This is a genomic window from Bacillus sp. AC266, assembly GCF_979253805.1.
On record NZ_CEEDEC010000006.1, the window covers coordinates 101956 to 124136 of the forward strand.

At 31.0% G+C, this 22181-nt stretch carries 19 protein-coding genes; 1 reads left to right on the forward strand and 18 read right to left on the reverse strand.

Annotated features, from left to right (window positions below):
* Positions 1-188 precede the first annotated feature (188 nt).
* The 5 genes from AC0IXC_RS22575 to AC0IXC_RS22595 form a co-directional block, all read right to left on the reverse strand.
* Positions 189-323: a hypothetical protein gene (locus AC0IXC_RS22575; RefSeq protein WP_002068805.1), complete on the reverse strand. Its 135-nt coding sequence runs from the start codon at positions 321-323 to the stop codon at positions 189-191.
* Between the two features lie 4 nt (positions 324-327).
* Positions 328-567 carry an acyl carrier protein gene (locus tag AC0IXC_RS22580; protein WP_033707354.1) on the reverse strand — a complete coding sequence of 80 codons (240 nt, stop codon included), beginning with the start codon at positions 565-567 and terminating at the stop codon, positions 328-330.
* On the reverse strand, positions 560-2224 hold the full coding sequence (locus AC0IXC_RS22585) for an ABC transporter ATP-binding protein (RefSeq protein WP_215586244.1): 1665 nt from the start codon (positions 2222-2224) through the stop codon (positions 560-562). Before AC0IXC_RS22585 ends, AC0IXC_RS22580 begins: the two co-directional genes overlap by 8 nt.
* Positions 2225-2631: 407 nt before the next feature.
* Positions 2632-2811 carry a hypothetical protein gene (locus tag AC0IXC_RS22590; protein WP_252188854.1) on the reverse strand — a complete coding sequence of 60 codons (180 nt, stop codon included), beginning with the start codon at positions 2809-2811 and terminating at the stop codon, positions 2632-2634.
* A 762-nt stretch (positions 2812-3573) separates the two neighbouring features.
* Positions 3574-5211, reverse strand: coding sequence for a S8 family peptidase (locus AC0IXC_RS22595; RefSeq protein WP_471653353.1), 1638 nt, complete (start codon positions 5209-5211; stop codon positions 3574-3576).
* 396 nt (positions 5212-5607) lie between these two features.
* Between AC0IXC_RS22595 and AC0IXC_RS22600 the strand changes: the two genes are divergently transcribed.
* Positions 5608-6075 (forward strand): RsfA family transcriptional regulator, encoded by a 468-nt coding sequence (locus tag AC0IXC_RS22600; protein WP_471653354.1) that lies wholly within the window; start codon positions 5608-5610, stop codon positions 6073-6075.
* Positions 6076-6254: 179 nt separating this feature from the next.
* Here the strand turns inward: AC0IXC_RS22600 and AC0IXC_RS22605 are convergent, their stop codons facing one another.
* The 13 genes from AC0IXC_RS22605 to AC0IXC_RS22665 all read right to left on the reverse strand — a co-directional run bounded on the left by AC0IXC_RS22605 (position 6255) and on the right by AC0IXC_RS22665 (position 21414).
* A complete protein-coding gene (locus AC0IXC_RS22605; RefSeq protein WP_326996831.1) occupies positions 6255-7529 on the reverse strand; it encodes an MDR family MFS transporter in 1275 nt (424 codons plus the stop codon).
* Positions 7530-7637: 108 nt separating this feature from the next.
* Entirely contained in the window at positions 7638-9011 is a 1374-nt protein-coding gene (locus tag AC0IXC_RS22610; protein WP_326996830.1) for a M28 family peptidase, read from the reverse strand.
* 131 nt (positions 9012-9142) lie between these two features.
* Positions 9143-10078 (reverse strand): endonuclease, encoded by a 936-nt coding sequence (locus tag AC0IXC_RS22615; protein ID WP_471653355.1) that lies wholly within the window; start codon positions 10076-10078, stop codon positions 9143-9145.
* An 11-nt stretch (positions 10079-10089) separates the two neighbouring features.
* Entirely contained in the window at positions 10090-10767 is a 678-nt protein-coding gene (locus AC0IXC_RS22620) for a PIG-L deacetylase family protein (protein ID WP_002068796.1), read from the reverse strand.
* A gap of 6 nt (positions 10768-10773) precedes the next feature.
* Positions 10774-11463 carry a WbqC family protein gene (locus AC0IXC_RS22625; protein WP_326996828.1) on the reverse strand — a complete coding sequence of 230 codons (690 nt, stop codon included), beginning with the start codon at positions 11461-11463 and terminating at the stop codon, positions 10774-10776.
* Positions 11464-11466: 3 nt separating this feature from the next.
* Positions 11467-12348 (reverse strand): peptidoglycan bridge formation glycyltransferase FemA/FemB family protein, encoded by an 882-nt coding sequence (locus AC0IXC_RS22630; protein WP_326996827.1) that lies wholly within the window; start codon positions 12346-12348, stop codon positions 11467-11469.
* Between the two features lie 11 nt (positions 12349-12359).
* Positions 12360-13601 carry an aminotransferase class V-fold PLP-dependent enzyme gene (locus AC0IXC_RS22635; RefSeq protein ID WP_471653356.1) on the reverse strand — a complete coding sequence of 414 codons (1242 nt, stop codon included), beginning with the start codon at positions 13599-13601 and terminating at the stop codon, positions 12360-12362.
* Complete coding sequence (locus AC0IXC_RS22640) at positions 13576-14499, reverse strand: NAD-dependent epimerase/dehydratase family protein (RefSeq protein ID WP_471653357.1); 924 nt, start codon at positions 14497-14499, stop codon at positions 13576-13578. The genes AC0IXC_RS22635 and AC0IXC_RS22640 overlap by 26 nt, the downstream gene beginning before the upstream one ends.
* Positions 14500-14505: 6 nt before the next feature.
* Positions 14506-15663, reverse strand: a complete 1158-nt coding sequence (locus tag AC0IXC_RS22645; RefSeq protein WP_471653358.1) for a DegT/DnrJ/EryC1/StrS family aminotransferase — start codon at positions 15661-15663, stop codon at positions 14506-14508.
* Between the two features lie 8 nt (positions 15664-15671).
* On the reverse strand, positions 15672-17000 hold the full coding sequence (locus AC0IXC_RS22650; RefSeq protein ID WP_471653359.1) for a nucleotide sugar dehydrogenase: 1329 nt from the start codon (positions 16998-17000) through the stop codon (positions 15672-15674).
* A 707-nt stretch (positions 17001-17707) separates the two neighbouring features.
* Positions 17708-18184 carry a GNAT family N-acetyltransferase gene (locus AC0IXC_RS22655; RefSeq protein ID WP_471653360.1) on the reverse strand — a complete coding sequence of 159 codons (477 nt, stop codon included), beginning with the start codon at positions 18182-18184 and terminating at the stop codon, positions 17708-17710.
* A gap of 194 nt (positions 18185-18378) precedes the next feature.
* A complete protein-coding gene (tnpB, locus tag AC0IXC_RS22660; protein ID WP_471653479.1) occupies positions 18379-19506 on the reverse strand; it encodes an IS200/IS605 family element RNA-guided endonuclease TnpB in 1128 nt (375 codons plus the stop codon).
* Positions 19507-19716: 210 nt separating this feature from the next.
* Positions 19717-21414 (reverse strand): helix-turn-helix domain-containing protein, encoded by a 1698-nt coding sequence (locus tag AC0IXC_RS22665; RefSeq protein WP_078205758.1) that lies wholly within the window; start codon positions 21412-21414, stop codon positions 19717-19719.
* Positions 21415-22181: the final 767 nt, after the last annotated feature.

Here is a 22181-nt window from a genome sequence, read left to right on the forward strand (position 1 = left end):
TCCTAATACCCCACCAGTACAACCAGTACCACAACCAAGTTCACCCATATATAAGGTAACTTTTGTTTCTTCTACTTTTTTTCCTACTTTTGTTGGTTTTTTTAAAGTTTTTTTCATTGTTTTACCTCTTTCAAATTTTTTGTGAAACAAAGTTAATGTATTTTTATTTATCAAAAATACATTTAACTTTACCAGCCTCTTGTGCGTCCTAATACCCCACCAGTACAACCAGTACCACAACCAAGTTCACCCATATATAAGGTAACTTTTGTTTCTTCTACTTCTTTTCCTACTTTTGTTGGTTTTTTTAATGCCTTTTTCATTTTTTCACCCCCTTTCAAGTTGTTTTTGTATAATAAAATCAATAATTGTTACTTTGCTTAAAACTATATTGTAATCTAGCTCTTCATCCTTAACGGTAATATTAAATGAATCCTCTAGTTCTAATATAATTTGCATAAATATTAATGAATCTATATAGTCGGAAATATCATCTCCATTTTCCACATCTATATTGAATTCCTGTAACAATACATCCACTTTTTCTCCAATTAAAGATTTATCCATTTTTTCTTCCCCTCTCATATTCATTCTCATTTTCTATTACTCCATTATTTACATTAATCACTAAATCTTCAGGGGTAATTAAGTTGATTCTATGAGTAATAATTATTGTTATTAAATTTTTTCGATGTTCTTTTAAATACTCATATATTTCTTTTTCAAGTTCGAATTCCAAACCCGAAGTTGCCTCATCTAAAATTAAAATCGGCGAATTTTTCACTATAGCTCTAAATAAGTTGATTCTTTGTTTTTGCCCTGTTGATAATTTATTACTAAAAACTATTGTGTCTAATCCATTCTCGAAATTAGTTATAAATTCAGGGATTTTTAATAAAATCATAATTTCTTTATAGTCATCTATATAGATTTTATTTATTTCCTTTTTACTAAGATGAAAGAAAAGGTTTTCCTTTATAGATAAATTCGGTAATTCATTTTCTATTTGTACAATACTTACAGCTTCGTAAAAATGTTTCATTTCGTAGTTTGAAGATTCTTTATTTTGTATATAAATCCTCCCGTCAGTTGGATTTACTAATCTAGAAAGTATTTTAGCTAAAGATGATTTTCCTGCACCACTTTTTCCAGTTAAAAATATAAAACTTCCTGAATGAATAGCGAGATTAATGTTTTTTAAAATGAGTTTATGTTCTTTCTGTAAAGAGACATCTTGAAGTAATATATCAAACGGCTTACTATAATCAAAAATATTTGTACCGTCCTCAAATTTCTGGATATTCAGAAATTCATTTATACGTTTATCTGCCCCCATACATTCTTTGTAAAGAGCCAAATTGTTCATCATATTAGAAACAGGAGCATTCATAAAATTTATATAGGTAACCATTGCAATAAGATATCCTGGAGTTAATTCACCAGCGATCACCATATTTCCACCTACTACTAGAAAAACAGCATTCACAATGAAATATAGTATACTTGTATACAACATCGAAGTTTTCCATACTTCTAAAGATACAATAGGCTTGACTAAACCATAAAAAACATTGCCTAAATTACTAATATCCCAATTATTTTTATTATTAATTCTAATGTCTTTTGAGATACGGAAGCTTTCATTTAACTCTCTCATCAAAATCCCTTTTTGATTTTGGACTTTATCTGATTTTTTTTTAATAACTTTACCTACAAAAATAGGTAATATAAAGTATAATGGCATACATATTAACACTATCATTCCCATTTTTACATTAACGATAAAAAATAAAATAATAATAACTAGCAACTGAATGGCATCAACTGCAATATTGATTATATGCCTTAATTTATCTTTTAAACATTCTACATCCTGAGTATATTTAGAAAGTAATTCCCCCCTGTTTTCATCGTTGTAGTTTATATAATTCTCTCTATAAAATTTATGCATTGACAACCTCAACTCAGCCGCCCAGTTATTCTCTCCAACAGCTAAAAAGTACTGTTTTATATTTTCAAGTACAGTCATTGAGATCATTGCACCTAAAAATATACAAACCGCCTTTGTTAAACTGTCTGTGTTCTTATCTAAAAGTGCTTCATCTATAAGCAATTGATTGGACATCGGCATAATTAATCTACTTGCCATGGTAAAGAGTGTTACAATCGCGGCCATTATAAAGAATTTATAGAGATGATTCTTTTTAAGATATTTATAATACATAATTCCCCAACACCCAATCTTTAAGAATTTCTATACCATTTTTAAATCTCACAATCCCAAAAGATTTACCTCCTTTATTAAGAGTATAATATTAAAACCAAAAATAGAAAGCGCTTACTTTTATGGTTTGAATTAGAATAAACTATGCACATGATTTGGATAAATTGTTAAAGTTGGAGTTTCTGGATTCAAATTTAACGGTAAAAACCACTAGTAGCGAAAACGTTTGCATGAAAGACCGAATTCTAACATCGAGATTCAATTTTAAAAAATTAGAATCATATTAAAATCATTCCTTAATCCCAATAATATAATATCAGATAATATTTATCAACCTTTTTATACCATTTTTTCAAAAAAAAGTTTATTTTATCAAAACAATTAAATTTTAAAATGCGTCTTTTGTATCAAAAAAACTGGTTACATTTGGAACAATAAGGTGCAGAATTTCCTTTCCTAATTTTCCTATTACATTTTGAGCAATAAACATACTTAGCCTCAATTTCCTGACGATGTATCATATTTAGCGCTATTACTCTTAAACTAATTACTACTCCTATCAAAATTATACTGAAAAATAACATCATAATAATTCCTCCATGATATATTGAGATTGAGAGAAAAATTATATTATTCAATGAAATCCTAAATGTGTGTTCGAAAAACAACAGAAAATTAAGGTTTATATACAATAGAATTCTTTTAAATAAACTTAATTTTTAAAAGTTAAAAATACCCCTTAATAATTATATACTCCTTTTGTAAATGATTAACAAACCATTATCTTTTACTTTATTCACCAACCTTAAGATCGAGTATTAGCATCAACGTTACAAATTTTATATTAACTTCCCCCTTTTTTTAACTTGTAATTATTTCCTTATACAATATATGATAATATTAAAATCACAATTAATGCAAGCGTTTTCTTTAAATCATTTTTTAGAATCCATTATTATGTTAAATAACTTATAGGTTGGTTTTGTTAAGGATATCAGATTATAGATTATAAATTATAGATTAAGAGTATCAAAATTATGTCCTATTCCTCTTTCCTACAAAATTTGTTAACGTGACACTAGCCTTAAGTTTTTCTGAAATAATAAACAGCATTTACTTAAGCATTGATACGGTTTATAACAACTTAAACTTATATTCTTAAAAAGAACTAGCTTTTATGAAAATAAATAAAAGCCATCTTAAAAAAATGATTACAAATTTTTTCTTTTTTAGTTAAAAGTACAACAGATAGGCCCTTATGCGTAATAGCATAAGGGCCTATCTGACTAGTATCATAAACAACTAGTTATATAATATTCCTTTATAGTAAATAAAAGAAATTCATACAATTATTCTGGGAAAATGAAGTTAGAGTTCCCTTCACTATTAGCGGAATCCTCTTTCGGGAATGTAATAGTAGTTCCTTCATTCCCTTTATTTATTTCTTGTTCCTCTGGAAATACAATGGAAGAATCATTGCTTAAGTTTGGCAAAAAGCCAAGTTTAGATACAATGGCTTTTAAATCAGGTAAAACACCAATTTTATCAGAGGCTGGATCATTGGATTTCGTTCCTGTACTAGGATCACTTAAAATATCTCTAAGCTGGCTTGGTGTATATACTTTTCCCAGATTAGTTTTTGTAATTCCTTGAATTGATGCAGCAGCACCAGCAATGATAGGTGATGCACTAGACGTTCCGCCAAAGCTAGAAGTATAAAGATTTGTCATAAATTCACGTGGTTTAGCATCTGTTGTGTCTACTGCATTTCCCCATCCATACACATCTACTCTACTACCATAATTAGAGAAATATGAACGTTTATGAGGAACCCTTGCAGAAGCTGCCCCAACCATAATCGCCCCTGAATCTTTGAAATCAGGACTATTACGATTTAAAACTTGTTTACCATTACGGTCTCTAAATTGATCCAAGTCATTTCCGCCGTTTGCACCTGCTTCAATAATAATAATTTCTTTATTTGTTCCCAGACGAATTGCATCAAATATATCCGGTTTTACTTCTACAGGAAGATAGTTCTTATCTCCATATCCTTCATAAGTTGCTTGAGCTTCTAATAAAAGAATATCTCCAGCTTGCATATTGTTAACCGCACTTAATATAGCATCAGCTGTATTATACCTACCGTTGTCTCTAATCTGAGATACAACCTTTACCTTAGCTTTTGGTGCAATCCCAATTCCACCTATGTTATTATCTTCTGCAGAAACAATTCCTAAGACTGAGGTACCATGATCATGATGTTCACTCTTGTTCTGTCCGGACATCAATTCGATCTTCTGATTCACTAAATCTTCATGACTAAATAACCAGCCATACTCCATATCTACAAAAGTTGTTCCTTTTCCATCTCCACCTTTTATACTCCAGGCATAAGGTGCATTGATTCCTAATGGTGCTGGTTCAAGGTAACCTTGCCTTGTAAGTCTAGGCTCATCATATGGATTAACTGATAAATTGGATAAACGCTCTTCAGGTGGAGCTTCTTCTTCCTGTAAATATGCCGTTTCAACAAGAGATGATTTCTCAAATTTTACAAGCAATGCTTGTACATCAATATCACCTTGGGTTTCTACAATATAATAGTTTAGCAAATTAGAAGAAATATGATCAGAGTCTTTTATTTCTTTACCTAGATTTTTAATTTCTTTAGGATTTAAAGAACTAAAAAGTCGATTTATAGTTACATTTGGATATTCGGCTAAAATTCCAATTAATTCAGGGTCTTGTTTTTCTTCTTTAATGAATTTTTCTATCCCATCCTGATATGGCAAATTTGCTTCATTTTTAAATTTCAAAATTAATTGTTTAGTAACTTGCTTATGTACAATAGAATTCAATTGCTTATTTGAATAATCGTAACTAGCTGCGTAGGCAATTTCTGATTTTTCACTTGGGAGTACGCCCACCCCATTAAATGCTGTTAATGCAATTGAAGAAACTAGAATTCCCTTAAAAATTTTCAAATCGTGCACCTCTTTTAATTTATATATGATTATAAAAAACTATAGATTACCTAACTTCTTTTTTATACAAGCGTCTTATATTTAGGGTTATATTTTCAACTCCATTCATTTTTTTATATTCACTTATATATCATTAATACAACTAGTTCATGCCATCAAATCTATTAATTTAGTTGTATTACTGTAACCAGTATAGTTACATCTTTAATAAATAGTCAACCTTATTTTTTATGCAATTTCGCATTTTAAAGAGTGTATACTTCTATCAACTTACTCCTCATATTAAACCGATCTCTTATTTAAGTATAAAACCTTTACATTTTAAGAGAAGTTGGGCTTCTATCATTTTAAGTAATTGCATATATGTAATTAAAGGCATATAAGGGGGATTGAAAAATGGTAATTTCAAGACAAGATTCCTGGACTAACGATAACGATTCACTTCTCGCAACAATAGTACTTCAAAATATTCGTGACGGTGGAACACAATTAGCTGCATTTAAAGAGGTAGCTAAGCAATTAGCTAGGACACCTGCTGCTTGCGGATTTCGTTGGAACTCATGCGTACGAAAGCAATACGAAGAAGAAATACAACAGGCGAAACAAAATCAAAAAACTGGAAATAACAAGTCCCCCATCCAACAAACAAAAGAAACAAGCTCTTTATCTATTACATTAGATGACATTATTATCTTTCTACAAAATTATACAGCAGTGAGTGAAGTGAACGATTTACAACAGCAAATTGAATATTTAACGGCAGAGAATAAATCCCTTCTCCAACGGTTAACTACATACGAAGAAGAGTATCGTATGTTAATTAACCATATCGATAAGACAAGAAATCTGATTGTAGTCGACTAAGAAGAATCAAATTAATTTTTATCATATTAAAACCGTAGCCTATCAAAGTTACTATGTATGAATTAATTTCAATACATTATAAATGATAATAAGCAAAGCGCACGTTTATTGTTAATAAACGTGCGCTTTACTTAATTCATAAAATAGAAATATTTTTCAACTTGATAACACTTTTAAAATTAAGATGTTTGTTTTATAGGTATCTGTTTACTTCTATTCTCAACAAGTTTATCTAATAATAAGTAAACAAATCCAGACATAACACATCCCACACCTAAGATTGTAAATAATATATGCCCTAGAAGATGCTCCAGTAATAAACCGCCTAAAAGAGGCCCTAATATATTACCTGTAATCCACTGCAGATTAGCGGCTCCCATATAAGTACCCCTCAAATGTTCTGGAGCTAAATTAGCAACGAAAGTCATTTGGACAGGTGACATAATCATTTCTCCTAAAGTATAAACTGTATAAGCTATTAATAACGAAACCAAAATAACTAAATCGTTTGTGTTTATTACTTGAAACCACTTTGGTAACCATCCTATTGCCAAAAGACCAATACCAAAAAGAATTGCGCCATATAGCATTGATTTCCCAATCGATTTGTGAGTTAACCATTTTGAAATGGGAAATTGAAAAAAAACAACTAATAGGCCATTTAACGTCATTAAATATGGGAATGGATTACTATTTCCAAAAATCATTGTCTTCTCATTACTAAAATGAAGCGGTAACATACCTTCCGATTGCGAGAATCCCATAAATATAATGATTCCTGTAACTATATAGAAAAGTAATATCCTATCCCTCATAACAACTCTTAATGTGGATCTTATTGAATTTCCAGGTGTTTCTTCATGTATCATGACATTTTTAGGTTTTGTTTCCTTTAAAAATAGTACCATTAATATTGTATAAAACAGCATGGTTCCAGAAGTAATCAAAAAGATAACATCTTTTGATACAACTACAACTGCTGCGCCAATTATAGGACCTATCGCTGCTCCTATATTATGAGCCATTCTAAGTAATCCATATGCCTCAGTTCTTTTTTCTGGTTCTGTTACATCCGTAACCATTGCAGATGCGGCTGGTTCAAAAAAAGAGTTACATAACCCTAAACCGATAGATAAGATTGCATATGCTATAAAACCATCTATGAACAAAAAAAACAGCATTAATAACCCATTACTAGCCATAGAGAGTACCATAGTTGGTTTCCGGCCATAAGTATCTGCTATATGTCCTCCAATTAACGAGCCTATACTTGCTGCAATTGGAGATAAAGCTATGATCACACCTACCTCAAGCAAAGAATCTACTTTATCCTTTAAATATAATGCGAAAAATGGCATTAACATCATCATTGCAATACCATTTAAAGCTTCTCCAATAAAGCGGATCCATACATTAAGGTCCATCCCCTTGAACTCTTTCCATGTACTTCTCATATATACCTCACCTATGCTCACTGTATATTTTTTATTACGTAAAGAGCTTTATAACACTTTTACCAAAATCTAAATTTAGCAAAATAAGCTACCAATTCATGAAAATACTTATCTTTTGATAAAATAATATAAACTCGTACCAATAATCTCCAGTGCATCTTGCATACGTTGAGCCGAGATGTTCTCTAAAACGGTATCTTGAGGTGTATGGAAAACCCTTTCAACATGATAAATAAGAGGATCCCAACTCTCTACATCCATCCATATAAATAAAGCAGAGGGAATTCCAGCTTGATTAAATGGTACATGATCACTAGAATCAAACTTTCCAGTTAACACAACCGATTTCCTCAATTCTTTACTAGTAGCTACAGCAGTATTTGTTACTTCATTTTGAGAGCCATCTAACGTCATTGCATATAAATCCTTAGCCTGATGATAACTTGTTGCAATCATATCTGCATTAAACACTCCTCGAATACGTGTTTTGTCTTTAGCTGATAACTGATTAACATAATGATAAGCTCCTAAAGATTCATTTTCTTCCGCTCCAAAAGCAATAAATTGAATTTCTTTATTAGTCTCTATATCCTTAAAATTGTAAGCCAACTCTAATAAAAGCCCTACTCCAGAAGCATTATCGTTTGCTCCAGGTGCCCCAATAACACTATCATAATGAGCACTCATTATTGTTACTTCCTCATCACCTGTCGTATGTTTAGGCTTTTTTTTCGCAATAACATTTGATGAGCGTAAATTTACTTCTTGCTTTGCCTTTAAACTGACTACATTGTGATTATGTAATAACTTTTCTTTCATTCTAATCCCCTGATTATAGGCAAGCCCAAATACAGGTATCGATTGTTTCTTTTTTAAAACTGGATTAAAAGCTTCTCCATAGTTCCCTCTATCCCCAATCGTACTATATAACAACACACCCTTTGCTCCCTTTATCACTACCTGCTCAACCTGTTCATTATATTTTTCAATAGTATCGGCTTGTTCTAATAATACTATCTTCCCATTGATCGACTCAGATAAACTATTAATATTGGTTTCTTTTCCTATAAAAACTACCGAGCCAACCACTGGATTTGTAGATATAAATGCATTAGATGCTGCCCCAACCTGCCAATCTTTTTCCCCATACATACTAAAAGAAATACTTCCAATATATTGATCAGGTACAGGGAATGCTTGATACTCAACCTCATATCCTAATTTCTGCAATGTATTTCCAATGTATTTAGCTGCTCTATGTTCTTGCATAGTCCCACTTGGCCGTGGACCAATTTTTTCAGAAAGAAAACGTATATGCTCAATGGCACGATTAGCACGAACTTGTTCTGTCACAGGAGAATACAGATTATTATTAACCATAGCATTTACTTTTACTGGTTCTCCATATGGATTGCTAAAAAAGAAAAGCAATAGAATTCCAAAACTTACAATGATTTTTTTTGTAATAGCTAATTTTTTCATTTGTCCTCCCTTTTATTAGAAAACATTAATAGTAAAACCTTCCCTTCTAACATACTTATTTAGAAGAAAAGGTTCACTAAAATCATCTCTAACTTAAATTACTTGTTATGATATTAAAGCAGTAACTCTTTTTATATCTTTAAAAAATTCGAGTTTGCTTGTATGCCACTAATATTCTTTTGGAACCAATTAAGAGTCTCCCATGATTTCACTCTATTTGTGTAATCAGTCTCCTGTACTTCGAATACAATTCCTATATTTCTACTTGACACTTGATTATTTACTTTTAATAAAGTTTCATGTAATAAATTTTCACTAATAGAACCATTAGTCGGACTTTCTCCCTCAAAGCAGCGTACCTCACTATAAGGAATCGTCAAATGTTTAAAAGAACTAAAATGTAAATGTTTGATATGATCCATTAAATTTATATACTTATGAAAGTCTTTATACTCAATTTCCTCTTGTCTTAATAATTTAGAAATACCTAGACGTGTAAGATAAGTGATAGACCAATGGCATATATCCCACGTTATTCCAACATTAGATAAATCTAAATTTACCAAGTCATTAAAATCTTCTGGGTATACAAATATAGGATCAAAGTCATCACCTAAGTTTCCAATGATGGGTAAGTTTTCAACACCTATCCATATATCGGTTCCTTTTATTTCCTCATCTATCATTTTAAAGAACTCTATAATTCTTTTTCTATTATCAATAAGATTATACTTTTGAAATTCTGCTATGTTCATAAATTGATTAGCATGAACTGTTATACCTGCTGCGTTATATTTTATAGCAAGATTAATAAACTCATATAACTGTTTTTTTATAAATTCACTATTTAAATAGTCTGCATTATCAGTTGGAAAATGCAAGGTTAATAAAGATGGATTAAGTGTTTGAACAAAAGAAAGTACATCTGAAAACTTTGTTGTATATGACTTATCATGTAAAGATTCTCCATCAAAAATATTTGCTTCTAATCCATAACCTTGTTCAACCCATTTTAAATCAATTTGTTTGCTATCTAATCCAAAGAATGGTACCTGTGGTATTAACATATTCTCTTCACCTACCATGTTCCTCTTACTAACATAAATGCTTCAGCCGCTTTATATCCTGACTTTGCTCCCCATACAAAAGCATTGTGCTTCATTGCTTCTATTGAACGTGGGTGAGGAAATTCCCTTAACTCCGATTCATAATGTTTCATCGCATTTAATTTTGTCTCCAAATGTTCTTCAATATTTACGAAATAATTAGGAAGAAACTTATCTTTCTCATTATAATTCCACTCAGTAGAAGATAAGGTTTCATATGCAAACACCCATTTAACATTACTATTTGGTAGAGGTCGTGTAGCTGTCATCACTGCTCTATAAACAACAGTATGATCGATATTTATATCTCCACCATATTGAGTATAAATAATCGTAGGATTTATTTTATTAATGTGCTCTTCAATTTCTTTTACAACATCGAGTAATGGCAATGTATCAAGACGATTATCAGGAAAATCTAATCTCGCAAAACTTGTTACACCAAGTGTAGTACATGCCCCCTCCGTTTCTTTATAAGACAGGCTCTTAACCTCTAAATCTAGTTCTCTGTATTCTTTAGATCTCGAAGATTTCCCCTCTGCAAGGATTACAACATGTACATCATCACCTTGTTCCACGTGTTTTGCTATTGTTCCACCAACACCAATAATTTCATCATCCGGGTGTGCAGCAAATACTAGTACATTCATATGATTTTAAACTCCTTTAATTAATTTTTCTGTTTCCTCTGGACCACAATTTAACAAAACATCTAGCATAGATAAATGCGGTATAAACTCACCAAATAACTGTGGGTAAGAATACTCTCTTATCCTTTGGTACATGATTTCTATATTTTCATGCTCAAAATCACTTTCTATTAAATAATCTTGACCTAAACTTCCAGAATAATAAGTATTGGCATTAAACTTTTGACAAAGCTCTAGTACAAAATCACTTTTTTTCCCTGTAATACCCTCTAGCTCTGATGCATAATATAATTCCGTATCAATATTTAATTCTCGAATAATAAAATGAATAAAATTCATATTTAGACTGTTAAGATTGTCCCATTTTTCTGAATAAAAACCCTCTAGATAATCCTTGTATACATTGAAATAGGGCGCATTAGAGTAATTAATTCTTATTGTCTTCCAATGCTTTCTCTCCCAATCTTGTGTATTATCTATCTTTAACTTATTCAATGGGATTTCTTTATAATTTTTCATTTGCATCGGAACCGTTAACCAGGATACTCCTTGGGAAGTTTTAATACGATTTCTATTTAAAAAACCTTTCTTTTCAAATTGTGCTATATCATGAAATACAAACACATCCGATTTATGAATTTTTTCAAAAAAACCATACCAAGGTAAATAACTTGGTTGGTGGCCACTAATAATCATAGTTTAAATCCTCTCTTTTAAACAAAAACATTTTTTCAAAGCTGCTCCCCAGTATATCTTAGGTCTAGCAATCCCTTTATTATGTGAATATCCTAAATCCGCATACTTTAATTTATTATGAATTGCTAATTCAAACGCACCATTTAGTAGTAAGTATGAAGATTGTGTATTTTTCCCTTTGATATTATTAATATTAATCCAGTAATATAAAACTTGTTTATCCATTATAAATATACTGGAACTAATTAGTTCTTCTTCTAAGAATGCTCCTAAGAAAAGGATTCTTTCTTTTAAATTAATAAATAAATAATAAAAAAACTCTCTACTAAATGAATAACTCGCTCCTATACTGTTATTATGTTCCTGATATAAATTGTAAAATTCATCTAATTCTTCTAAGGCTATAGGCCGAATTTCAACATTCTGTTTACGGGCATATCTAACACTTGTCCTAGCTTTTCCTGAACACGATGTCCATAAATCCTCAAAATTATTTGGTAGATCTAACATATAAGTTTCTTTATACTCCCACTTTTCATCACTATAACTTTGAAAAGGATTTATTGTTATAGGTAATAAAAGTTTTTGAATTTTATTTTCAAACTTCCTATTTATTATCGATTCATAAAATGCAAAATCTATTTTATCTTGGCCAATGATTACAGGGCCTCCATAACCAATTAAACTTCCCAGCACCCTACCATCCTGTACATATATAGGAGATAAAACTACTGTATCCCTTGTTTTTATTAATACTGGAAAAAATTGAACACCAGGTAATAATTCCATTAATTTTCCCCATTCATAACAATGGAATACAGAACCATTATATTCTTCCATACAAGCATCCCAATATTGGGCATCAGTACATATTTCGATTTCCATATAATCACCTTTTACTTCTTTTTCTCTAAATATATTAGAATTTGACTACATATATACTTAAGGTCTTTTTTCCTTAAAGGATATTTAAAAGGTATTGATAATACTCTTGACCATAAAAATTCTATATTTTCTGACTCAGTGGCGTACTTGGAAAAGATAGGAATTTCACTTAGAGGTAGATAATTCCAACAAGTTTGTATTCCTTTTCCAGCCAAATATACGGAACATTCATATCTATCAGATGGTTCTTTGAAAATAATAGTGAAATAGTTCAAATAAACATTCTGAGCTGAAAATATAATCTTTACCCCGTACTTTTCTTCAATTGATTGCAGCATCGTATAACACAAACTGGCATTACATATATTAATTTCTAAAATCTTTTTCGTTCTCTTTAAGTGTTTATCAATTAGCAATGAGCGTAATGTGGACATTGTTTTTGGATATATAACTTCCGTTTCCTCTGGCAAAGAATCCAATTTGCTATCATTATAAGAAGGAAGAATCCCCGAACTTTCCCAATAATCAGTAAATAAACTCAGTAGCCTACTCTTCTTAATTCTTAAAGCTAATTGCGTTTTCAGGTGGTTTTTATAATCTAAAAGCACTTCTTCTTTCTTTTCTTCATCCATGTCACACAAGTCATTTACCGTACGATTAAGAAGTAATGCTCCTCCCCCTATACTTGGGATGGGTTTAGTTCCCCCAAAACTTAAAATTCCAATGTCACCTAAACTACCAATTAATTTTTCGTTTTGATAAGAGAACATTGCTTGTGCTGCATCATCAATTATATAAATAGCATTGTCTCTGGCCCAATTAATAACTTCTAAATCTTCATGACATCCATACACATGTGTAAGAATAATTGCTCTTGTATTTTTATTTGAATATTTTTTTATTTTATTAAGAGAAAGTGAGTAATCAGTAGTCAAATCAATTAATACAGGTTTTGCACCTACTGTTAATACTGCCTCTATTACATTAGGACAATTAAAATTTGATAAAATTACTTCATCCTCTTTTTTTATGTTTAGATACTTTAACCCTGCTACTAATGCCGACGAACCACTATTAGTTAATATAATTTCGGAATTAGGGTAGAGGCTTTGTAGACTCTCTTTTAGATTAGAATGATTGGATCTATATATACTTTTCAAAAAATATATATGATCAAATACACTCCAAAAAGAAGGATATATTGGATACTTAATTTTTTTAGGATTTTTAGGATATAGATACTGTGTTTCCATATTTCTCCTCTATTATTTTCTCTAACCCTTTATTTAATGAAATAACCGGCTGATAGTTTAATAATAATTGAGCCTTCTCTATTGAAGGTATTCTTCTGAATATTTCAATATCAGAATCTCTTACTCCCTCATCCCCTAAATTAAGAAATTCAATTTCACTTTTGTTTCCCATTAACTCATTGATTTTCCCCGCTAATTCCTCCATAGATATAGGCTTGTTATTTCCTATATTAAAATCTGCAAAATTCTCTCCTTCATATTCAAATGCTAATATCGTTCCGTTAACAATATCGCTAATATAACTAAAGCATCTAATTTGCTGTCCGTCCCCATAAATAGTCATATTTTCGCCGTTATGAGCTTGTTTTAAAAACTTAGAAATCACAAAGTTATCATTTTGTTGTGAACCGTATACATTAAAATAACGTACCACTCTGACTTTAAAACTATTATTAGCATATTCTTTCAAAAAATCTTCCGACATTAATTTAGCTTTTCCATAAGCTGATTTGGGAATTTTAACATCATTTTCTTTAAACGGAACACTCACACCATCCCCATACACCTCGGAACTAGAAGAAAATAATAACTTATCTATTCCATTTTCTATACAAACTTCTACAATATTTTTCGTACCTTCAAAATTCACCCTTACTACATCTTCTTCATTTGAACGGCAATTATCAACACCAACTAATGCAGCTAAATGGATGACCCCATCCACATTAATAAGCTTTTCTCTTAATGTAGCAATATCTAAGATATCAATTTCTTCAAAAGGAACATCCATACTTGGTTTAAATTTATCAAATATAATTACTTCATAACCTCTTGCTATTAACTCCTTTGTAACATGTTTACCAATAAATCCACCGCCACCAATAACTCCAATCTTCATAAATATTTACCTCCCTACCTTTAATTGGTATAAACTTTTTAAAGACGTAATGATATGTTCAACCTCATTTTCTGTAAGTGCACTATATAATGGTAATGAAATAATTTGATCAAATACTTCTTCTGTTTTGGGTAATTGTACATTAAATCTCTCTTGATAATATGGATGCATATGAACGGGAATAAAATGCACACTAAGCCCAATATTTCTCTTTTTCATTTCTTGAATCATCTGATCTCTACTGATAGGAGAATTAGGATTAATCTTTATAACAAATAAATGCCATGCATGTTTTATACTTGGATTGTTTACATAGTTAGGTAATGTTATATACTCTTGGATTTCTTTTAATTCTTCCTGGTATATTTCCGCTATTCTCTTTCGTTTTTCAATCATTTCATCAGCTCTTTTTAACTGACTAATACCTAAGCTAGCTTGTAGATCCATCATGTTATACTTAAATCCAGGTAATAGAACATCATAACGCCAACTTCCTTTTTCGCCATAACGATTCCATGCATTCTTGGTGATGCCATGCCAACCATATAATCTAGCTTTTTCAGCAATCTCCTCATTTTTAGTGACTAACGCTCCACCTTCACCTGTTGTTATATTTTTAGTAGCATAAAAACTAAAACAAATAATATCTCCATGTGTACCAATCAAAGTATCATCATACTTAGTTCCTAATGCATGAGCCGCATCCTCTATCAGAAATAACCCGTGTTCTTTACATATCTTTTGAAGTTCTTTTAATTTGGCTGGGTATCCAGCAAAATGAACTGCAATAATAGCCTTAGTTTTTTTCGTGATTTTTCTTTTAACATCATGGAGGTCAAGACATAAATCCTCTTCATCTATGTCTACAAATACTGGTTTTGCACCTACATGCATAATAACGTTTACACTTGAACAAAAAGTAAAACTTGGAACTATTACTTCATCTTCTAATCCAATCCCCAAAGACAATAACGCTAAATGTAACGCCGCAGTCCCTGAATTACAACTTACTACATGTTCAGTATTTAGATATTCTTTTAAATTCCCTTCAAACTCTATCACTTTTGGCCCCTTTGAAAGCCATCCAGACTTAAGAGCACGAATAACTCCCTCAACATCTTCATCATTTATTTCTGGTCGATAAAAAGGAATAAATTCTACCATATAATCACCTACAAACATATAATATTTTTTTTATATATTGACTCATCTTTAAATATGTTTCTTGTATCTAAAATTAAGCAATTTGCCTCATTGAGCAAATTAAAATTAATACAATCATGATCCGTATGAACAATAATTAAATGATATTTATTTAATGCATTCATAGTTAAATCGATAGATTTTTTCACATTATGATTTTCCACAATTAGCTCCTCAATAAATGGATCATGGTAATCAACGTTATACCCTTCTAGCATTAAACCATTCATAATATCCAAAGCTGACGATTCTCTAGCATCGTTAACATTTTTCTTATATGCTACGCCAATCATAAGAACATTCTTTCCATCTTCATCTTGTAGTAACTGTAATGCCCTTTTAATAATATAATTTGGCATGTTTTCGTTAATCTCTTGTGCTACATCGATCATTTTTGTTGCCAAATCTTTATTATTTGCAATCCACTTAAAATATATAGGATCAATTGGAATACAATGTCCTCCTACACCAGGACCTGGATAGAATTTTTGAAATCCAAACGGCTTAGTCCCAGAGGCATCAATTACTTCCCAAATATTAATGTTTAATTCATTACATATTTGTGTCATTTCATTAATAAAAGCAATATTTATAAAACGGTAAGTGTTTTCTAATAACTTCGCTGTCTCTGCCACTTCTGGACTACTAACCTTATGAATCCCCTTAATTAGGTTACTATAAAAGGCTGCAGCACAATCTGTACAATTAGGCGTAACTCCACCTACAATTTTAATAATATCTTGGATTGAAAATGACTTATTCGCAGGGTCAATCCTCTCTGGAGAGTATGCTACAAAAATATCTGTACCAATTTCAAAATTAGTTTCATGTTCTAATTTATATAAAATCTCTTCTCTTGTTGTACCTGGATAAGTAGTACTTTCTAGAATAATTAATGTACCCTTTCTAATGTATTTGACTAATTCATTAACTGCTGAATGAATATATGTTAAATCTGGTTGTTTACTATCTTTTTCTAAAGGAGTAGGAACACATATAACAACAACATCACATTCATTTATATAATTCATTTCTGTACTAATAAAAAATCTATTTGTATGTAAAGCGTCTTGAATTTCAGTATCCTGAATATCACTGATATAACTTGTTCCACACTCTAATTTTTCTATTTTAGTGAGGTTTTTATCGAATCCTCTTACCGTATAACCTACTTCTAAACATTTAAGAGCCGATGGTAGTCCAACATATCCTAGACCAATATACCCAATACACGCACTTTTATTTACAATTTTTTCAACTAATGTTTTTTTAATTTCATTATTTAATACAGTGACCATTACTTATCACTTCCCTAGAAATTTGATATTAAAATTCTTACCAGTAAAAGATAATTGCGCGTTATGAAAGCCCATAGATGTACGTAAATGATTGAATAATGAAACAAACTAAATTATTAACACTATCATTCCTCCTCATTAGTTGCACATTTAGATTTATAAAAATGATCTAGAATTTCGATGTATTTTATATATCTATAATATTCACATGTTATTTTATGGGATTCAATCATTTTTTTCCTTATTTTTACTTTCTCAATGTAGAATAAATTTTATTTTTATAAAAATATTAATCTAAAAAAACCTATATTCTTATATCGTTAAAACAACATAACACTTGTTATAGCTGCATTTATTAAGAACCTCCCTCAAAAAAGAAAGAATTTCCTCTCTTTTAATTCGAAAAATATAACTCATCAATTTGTTAATAAGAGTATTAACTTGTTATTAACTGTAATGAATTTTACTGTTTTTACTTTTTATTGAAATTAATAGAAAAACATCTATCTGAATAATAAAAACATTTTGAAATATTTTTAAATTAAAACTATAAAAGATATACCTTTTCTAAAGATACAATTGTATTAAAATAATTTACAAATCAATTTAATGCAGCGTTAAAGTTTAAATTATTCAAAAAAAATCGCAACATCTCATTAATTAACTGAGAGTTACGATTTTTGATGTATAATCATTTTTTTAATTTCTTATAAATATTGCGTTAACCTAATCATATCTATACATTGAATACCATTTTCATATATTTCATCTTCATAATTGCGTAAGAAAAAATCCCTATCCACATTTGTTATTCTAAACCCACATTTTTGATAAAGGCCTAATTGCATTAAGCTAGAATTTCCCGTTCCTATTTCTATGGTTTTATATTTCTCTTTTTTAGCATAGTCTATAGCAAACCCAAGCAAATATTTCCCATATCCTTTTCCCTGTTCTTTTTCAGAAACTGCTATATTTATAATTTCAATTGTTTCAGGACGAGTTGGAATTAAAATCATAATCCCCACAGTAATAGTATCCTTTTTTAAAACAAAACAGTCCCCTTGTTTAAGGTATCCATTAACTACTTCTGATGAAGGATCAGCTAGTAATAATAACTCCATTTCGCCTTTACTAATGCTTGTACTTTTTTCAATACTAATTTCATCCCAATTATTTAACTTCATTTTCAATAATCCCCCTTTTAACTACTATATTAAATGAATTCATTCTCACAAGACAATATCAACAGTCATTTTAAAATGCAGTAGGTGGTTTCTATCATCTATTATTCTAATTGAACTACTCACCACTTAACATCCTCACGGACTGTTTGAAGTGGGAGATTCCTAAGTACGGAAACCTAACGGTTTCTAATTCATTAGGCGATCCCCGTAGTTCCTACGGTTAAGAGACGAATTGCTTCGTTTCTAAGATTGAGCGCTGCATTTCGATCTCTATCGTGATGTGCGCCACAAGAAGGGCAATCCCACTCACGAATTGTTAGATTTTTAACTTCTTTGTTTTTGTATTCACAATTGGAACATAATTGACTAGAAGCAAATGTTTTAGATACCATAACAACTTGTTTGCCATACCATTTTGCTTTATATTCCAACATAGTTCGAAATTGTGACCAAGATACTTCACTAATCGCTTTTGCAAGCTTTCTATTTTTGAGCATGTTACTGACTTGTAAGTCTTCCATACCGATAACATCGTGGTTTTTGATGATTTCAGTAGAAAGTTTATGTAAGTAATCAGCTCTTGCATTTGCAATATGTTCATGGATTCGCGCAACTTTCACACGTTGTTTATTCCAGTTCGAAGAACCTTTTGTTCTTCTAGAAAGGATACGCTGTGCTTTCGCTAACTTTTCTTCTAATGTACGGAAGAATTTAGGGTTCTTGTATGTTGTGCCATCAGAAAGAATGGCAAAATCTTTTAATCCAACATCCATTCCACAAGTGGATTCAGCTTTAGGCATTTCTTGTACGTTTGTTTCAACAAGGATAGATACAAAGCATTTACCACTTGGGTTACGACGAATCGTTGCATGCAAGATACGCCCTTCCACTTCACGACTTTTAGCAAAGCGAACAAGGCCAAGTTTCGGTAATTTTATTGTGTTGCCTACAATTCCAATATTTCCATTTGTTTGCTTAGTTGTGTAGGATTGAACTGTATTCTTTTTAGACTTGAATCGTGGCATATCATTCTGTTTCTTGAAAAAACGTAAAAAAGCATCTGCGAGGTTTTTTAATGTGGATTGAAGAGCGATACTATCTACTTCTTTTAACCAAATCGTATCCTGTTGCTTCTTTAATTGAGTAAGCTTAGCAGAGCAAGTGGGATAGGTTAACCCTTTTCCAGCTTCTTTATAAGTATCATTCCAAAGAGCAAGAAAATGATTAAATACAAAGCGACTGCAACCGATAGTTTTAGCAATTAATATTTCTTGTTTCTTATTCGGGTAGATACGAAATTTATATGCTTTATTTACTAACATAGGTTGCACCTCACTTTTTCATAGTATATCTACAGTATACAAAAAAACGTAGGCTTCCGCCTACTGACATTCATCTCCCACCTAAAATTGATGTTTCACACCTTCACATTTTTGAGGAAGGAGTCTTCTGTCAGAAAACGATAAAATACACATACATAATGTATGTGTATTTTCATTTTCGCTATTTCTAAGAGTAGTTTTTAGTCTACATTACATTTTTTCTAGTATTTCTTGTCTCTCACACCATTTCGTTAACTTTTCTAATGCTTTTTTAGACAATCGTTTTGTTTTATAATTACAAAATCTAGACAGCGTAGATGGCGAAATACTAACTTCATCTGCTATTTCACGAATACTTACATTTTTTTCATTATGCACTTTCAGTATTTGATCCCGAATTTTCTTCTCTCTTTGTTCGACTGGTTCCACAGTCTCCCTAACCTCTTCAACAACTGTTACTACAGGTAATTGCTCTTGTGGTTCCTCTATAAATTTCTTTCCTATTCCACTATCCATTGACTGTAGCATTTCCTCAGGTGGTAAAATAGTTATCCCTAAGTTAGCGTAATAATTTTTAAACCAGTTACGTTTCCCAATTTGTTGTTCATCAAGCGGGTCACTATACTCCCAATGAGAGATTACTTTTTCATTTTCTAAATCCATTAAAACATTCTCTAGCTGTTCTCTAATACGATTCGGCTTCCAATCTTTTGGAATATCCATTACTGCTAGTAGCCCCTTGTCCCCTCCTATAGAATAGGGCTTTTTCAATGATGAATACATTTGTCTAATTCTCCATTGCCATGTTAAGTATCGAATTAACCTTTTATGATATTTATGTCTATAACTATTGTATTCAAGGGCCTTTTTAGACAATAATGCTGTTGTATTATTTGATCCGTATAAATAATTCGTTAAAAAACTACCTGGCTTAATACGACAAGATTCAATCCCCATATATTCGTTTGTAACACTATGTCTCCACAATACAACCGAATCTAAAACAAATAACCTTTTAATAACCTCACGCTTTAATTCTACTCGTTCTCCTTCGTCATCACGATCGTTTAGTACTACGACCTCATTATCATCATTTAAATAGATAAAAATACTTGCTAAAGCCGCAATCCTCTTTGCTATTTTAATTTTATCTTCCGCTCGATAATATTCTTTATTTTTGACGACTGTCTTTGGAATATTGCACATCTCTAAAACTTGCTCGTATGAAAAATCAATGAATTCATCTGGAGATTTCGCCTCATTTATCCACTGTATTGTAATTGCATCTAAACAGTCTGCCGTCAAATCATCCATATTACTCATTACATCATCAACAAGGGTATTCCATCGAGCTGATTCTTCATTGTTTGTAAGTCTTAAATCCTCGTCTTTGTGTGAAGAAAGTTGAGCTACCCCATTAGAAGACTTCGTTTCAATGGGATACTGTAGGACTTTACTTTTTTCATCTTCTTCAAATTGATTCTTTGCAATTCCATCTCTTAGTTTATAATAAACAGCAGAATTATTTACTTCGTAATAATCCTCATGGTTCACTATATTTGTCTTATCTATATTTTGATCATTTTCTAATATTATGGAATTTGAATGCGCTACATTCTGAAATTCTTTTTCTATATACTCTTCAATTTCCTTATATATTTCTTCCTTATAAGAATCAATCTTCGCATAAATTTGTACTAATGTAATTCCGGATTCTTGCTTTTTCTCTAACCAAGATACTAATGCAGTAAATGATGGAGAAGCATAGTGTGAGGTTAGTACTTTGTTATTATTGTTTTCAACATCTTTAAAGTACGCATTCCACTTATTCCATAATAGCTCGTTCGTTTTATAAATTGGCTCAGAGATTAGCAATGCATCTCGGAACATTTGTAATAAGTTATCCACTTTATATTCCTCCCTAAACCATGGATCACAACAAAGTAGTTTTCATCATAAAAATCTTTACTACTATTATATTTAATTTATTGTAACAGATATTTACAAGATTTTGCGGTTTCTTCTCCTTAATTCCTTAACTTGCAACACGTTTGCTCTTTCTTTTCCCTATTCCTCTTTGCTTGCATTCCTTTTGCGCCTTTCTTTCCTTTACTCTACAACTTGCAACACGTTTGCTCTTTCTTTTCCCTATTCCTCTTTGCTTGATTCCTTTTGCGCTTTTCTTTCCTTTACTCTACAACTTGCAACACGTTTGCTCTTTCTTTTCCCTATTCCTCTTTACTTGCATTCCTTTTGCGCTTTTCTTTCCTTTACTCTACAACTTGCAACATGTTTGCGGTATCCTTACCCTATTTCGTCTAACTTGCAACAGTATATTTTTTTCTCAACCTAATACATTACACAAAAAATCGTTCTATTTTTAAATTTTCGAGTGATTTTTTTATACTTACAACAAGTTATTCAAATAAAATGCAACATGTTTGCGGTATCCTTACCCTAACTTTTTTGTCTTTTTTAATCTAATCCCTTATATATCAAGGAATTAGGTGCTTTTACTTATTCTTATACATATAATTCAACTTGCAACACGTTTGCGGTATCCTTACCCTTATTTTTCGCATAAGATGCAACACTGTTTGCGGTATCCTCACCCTATCGTAATCCATACAAATCTAATTAAACCTATCACATCAACGATAATCGTTATATTTCAT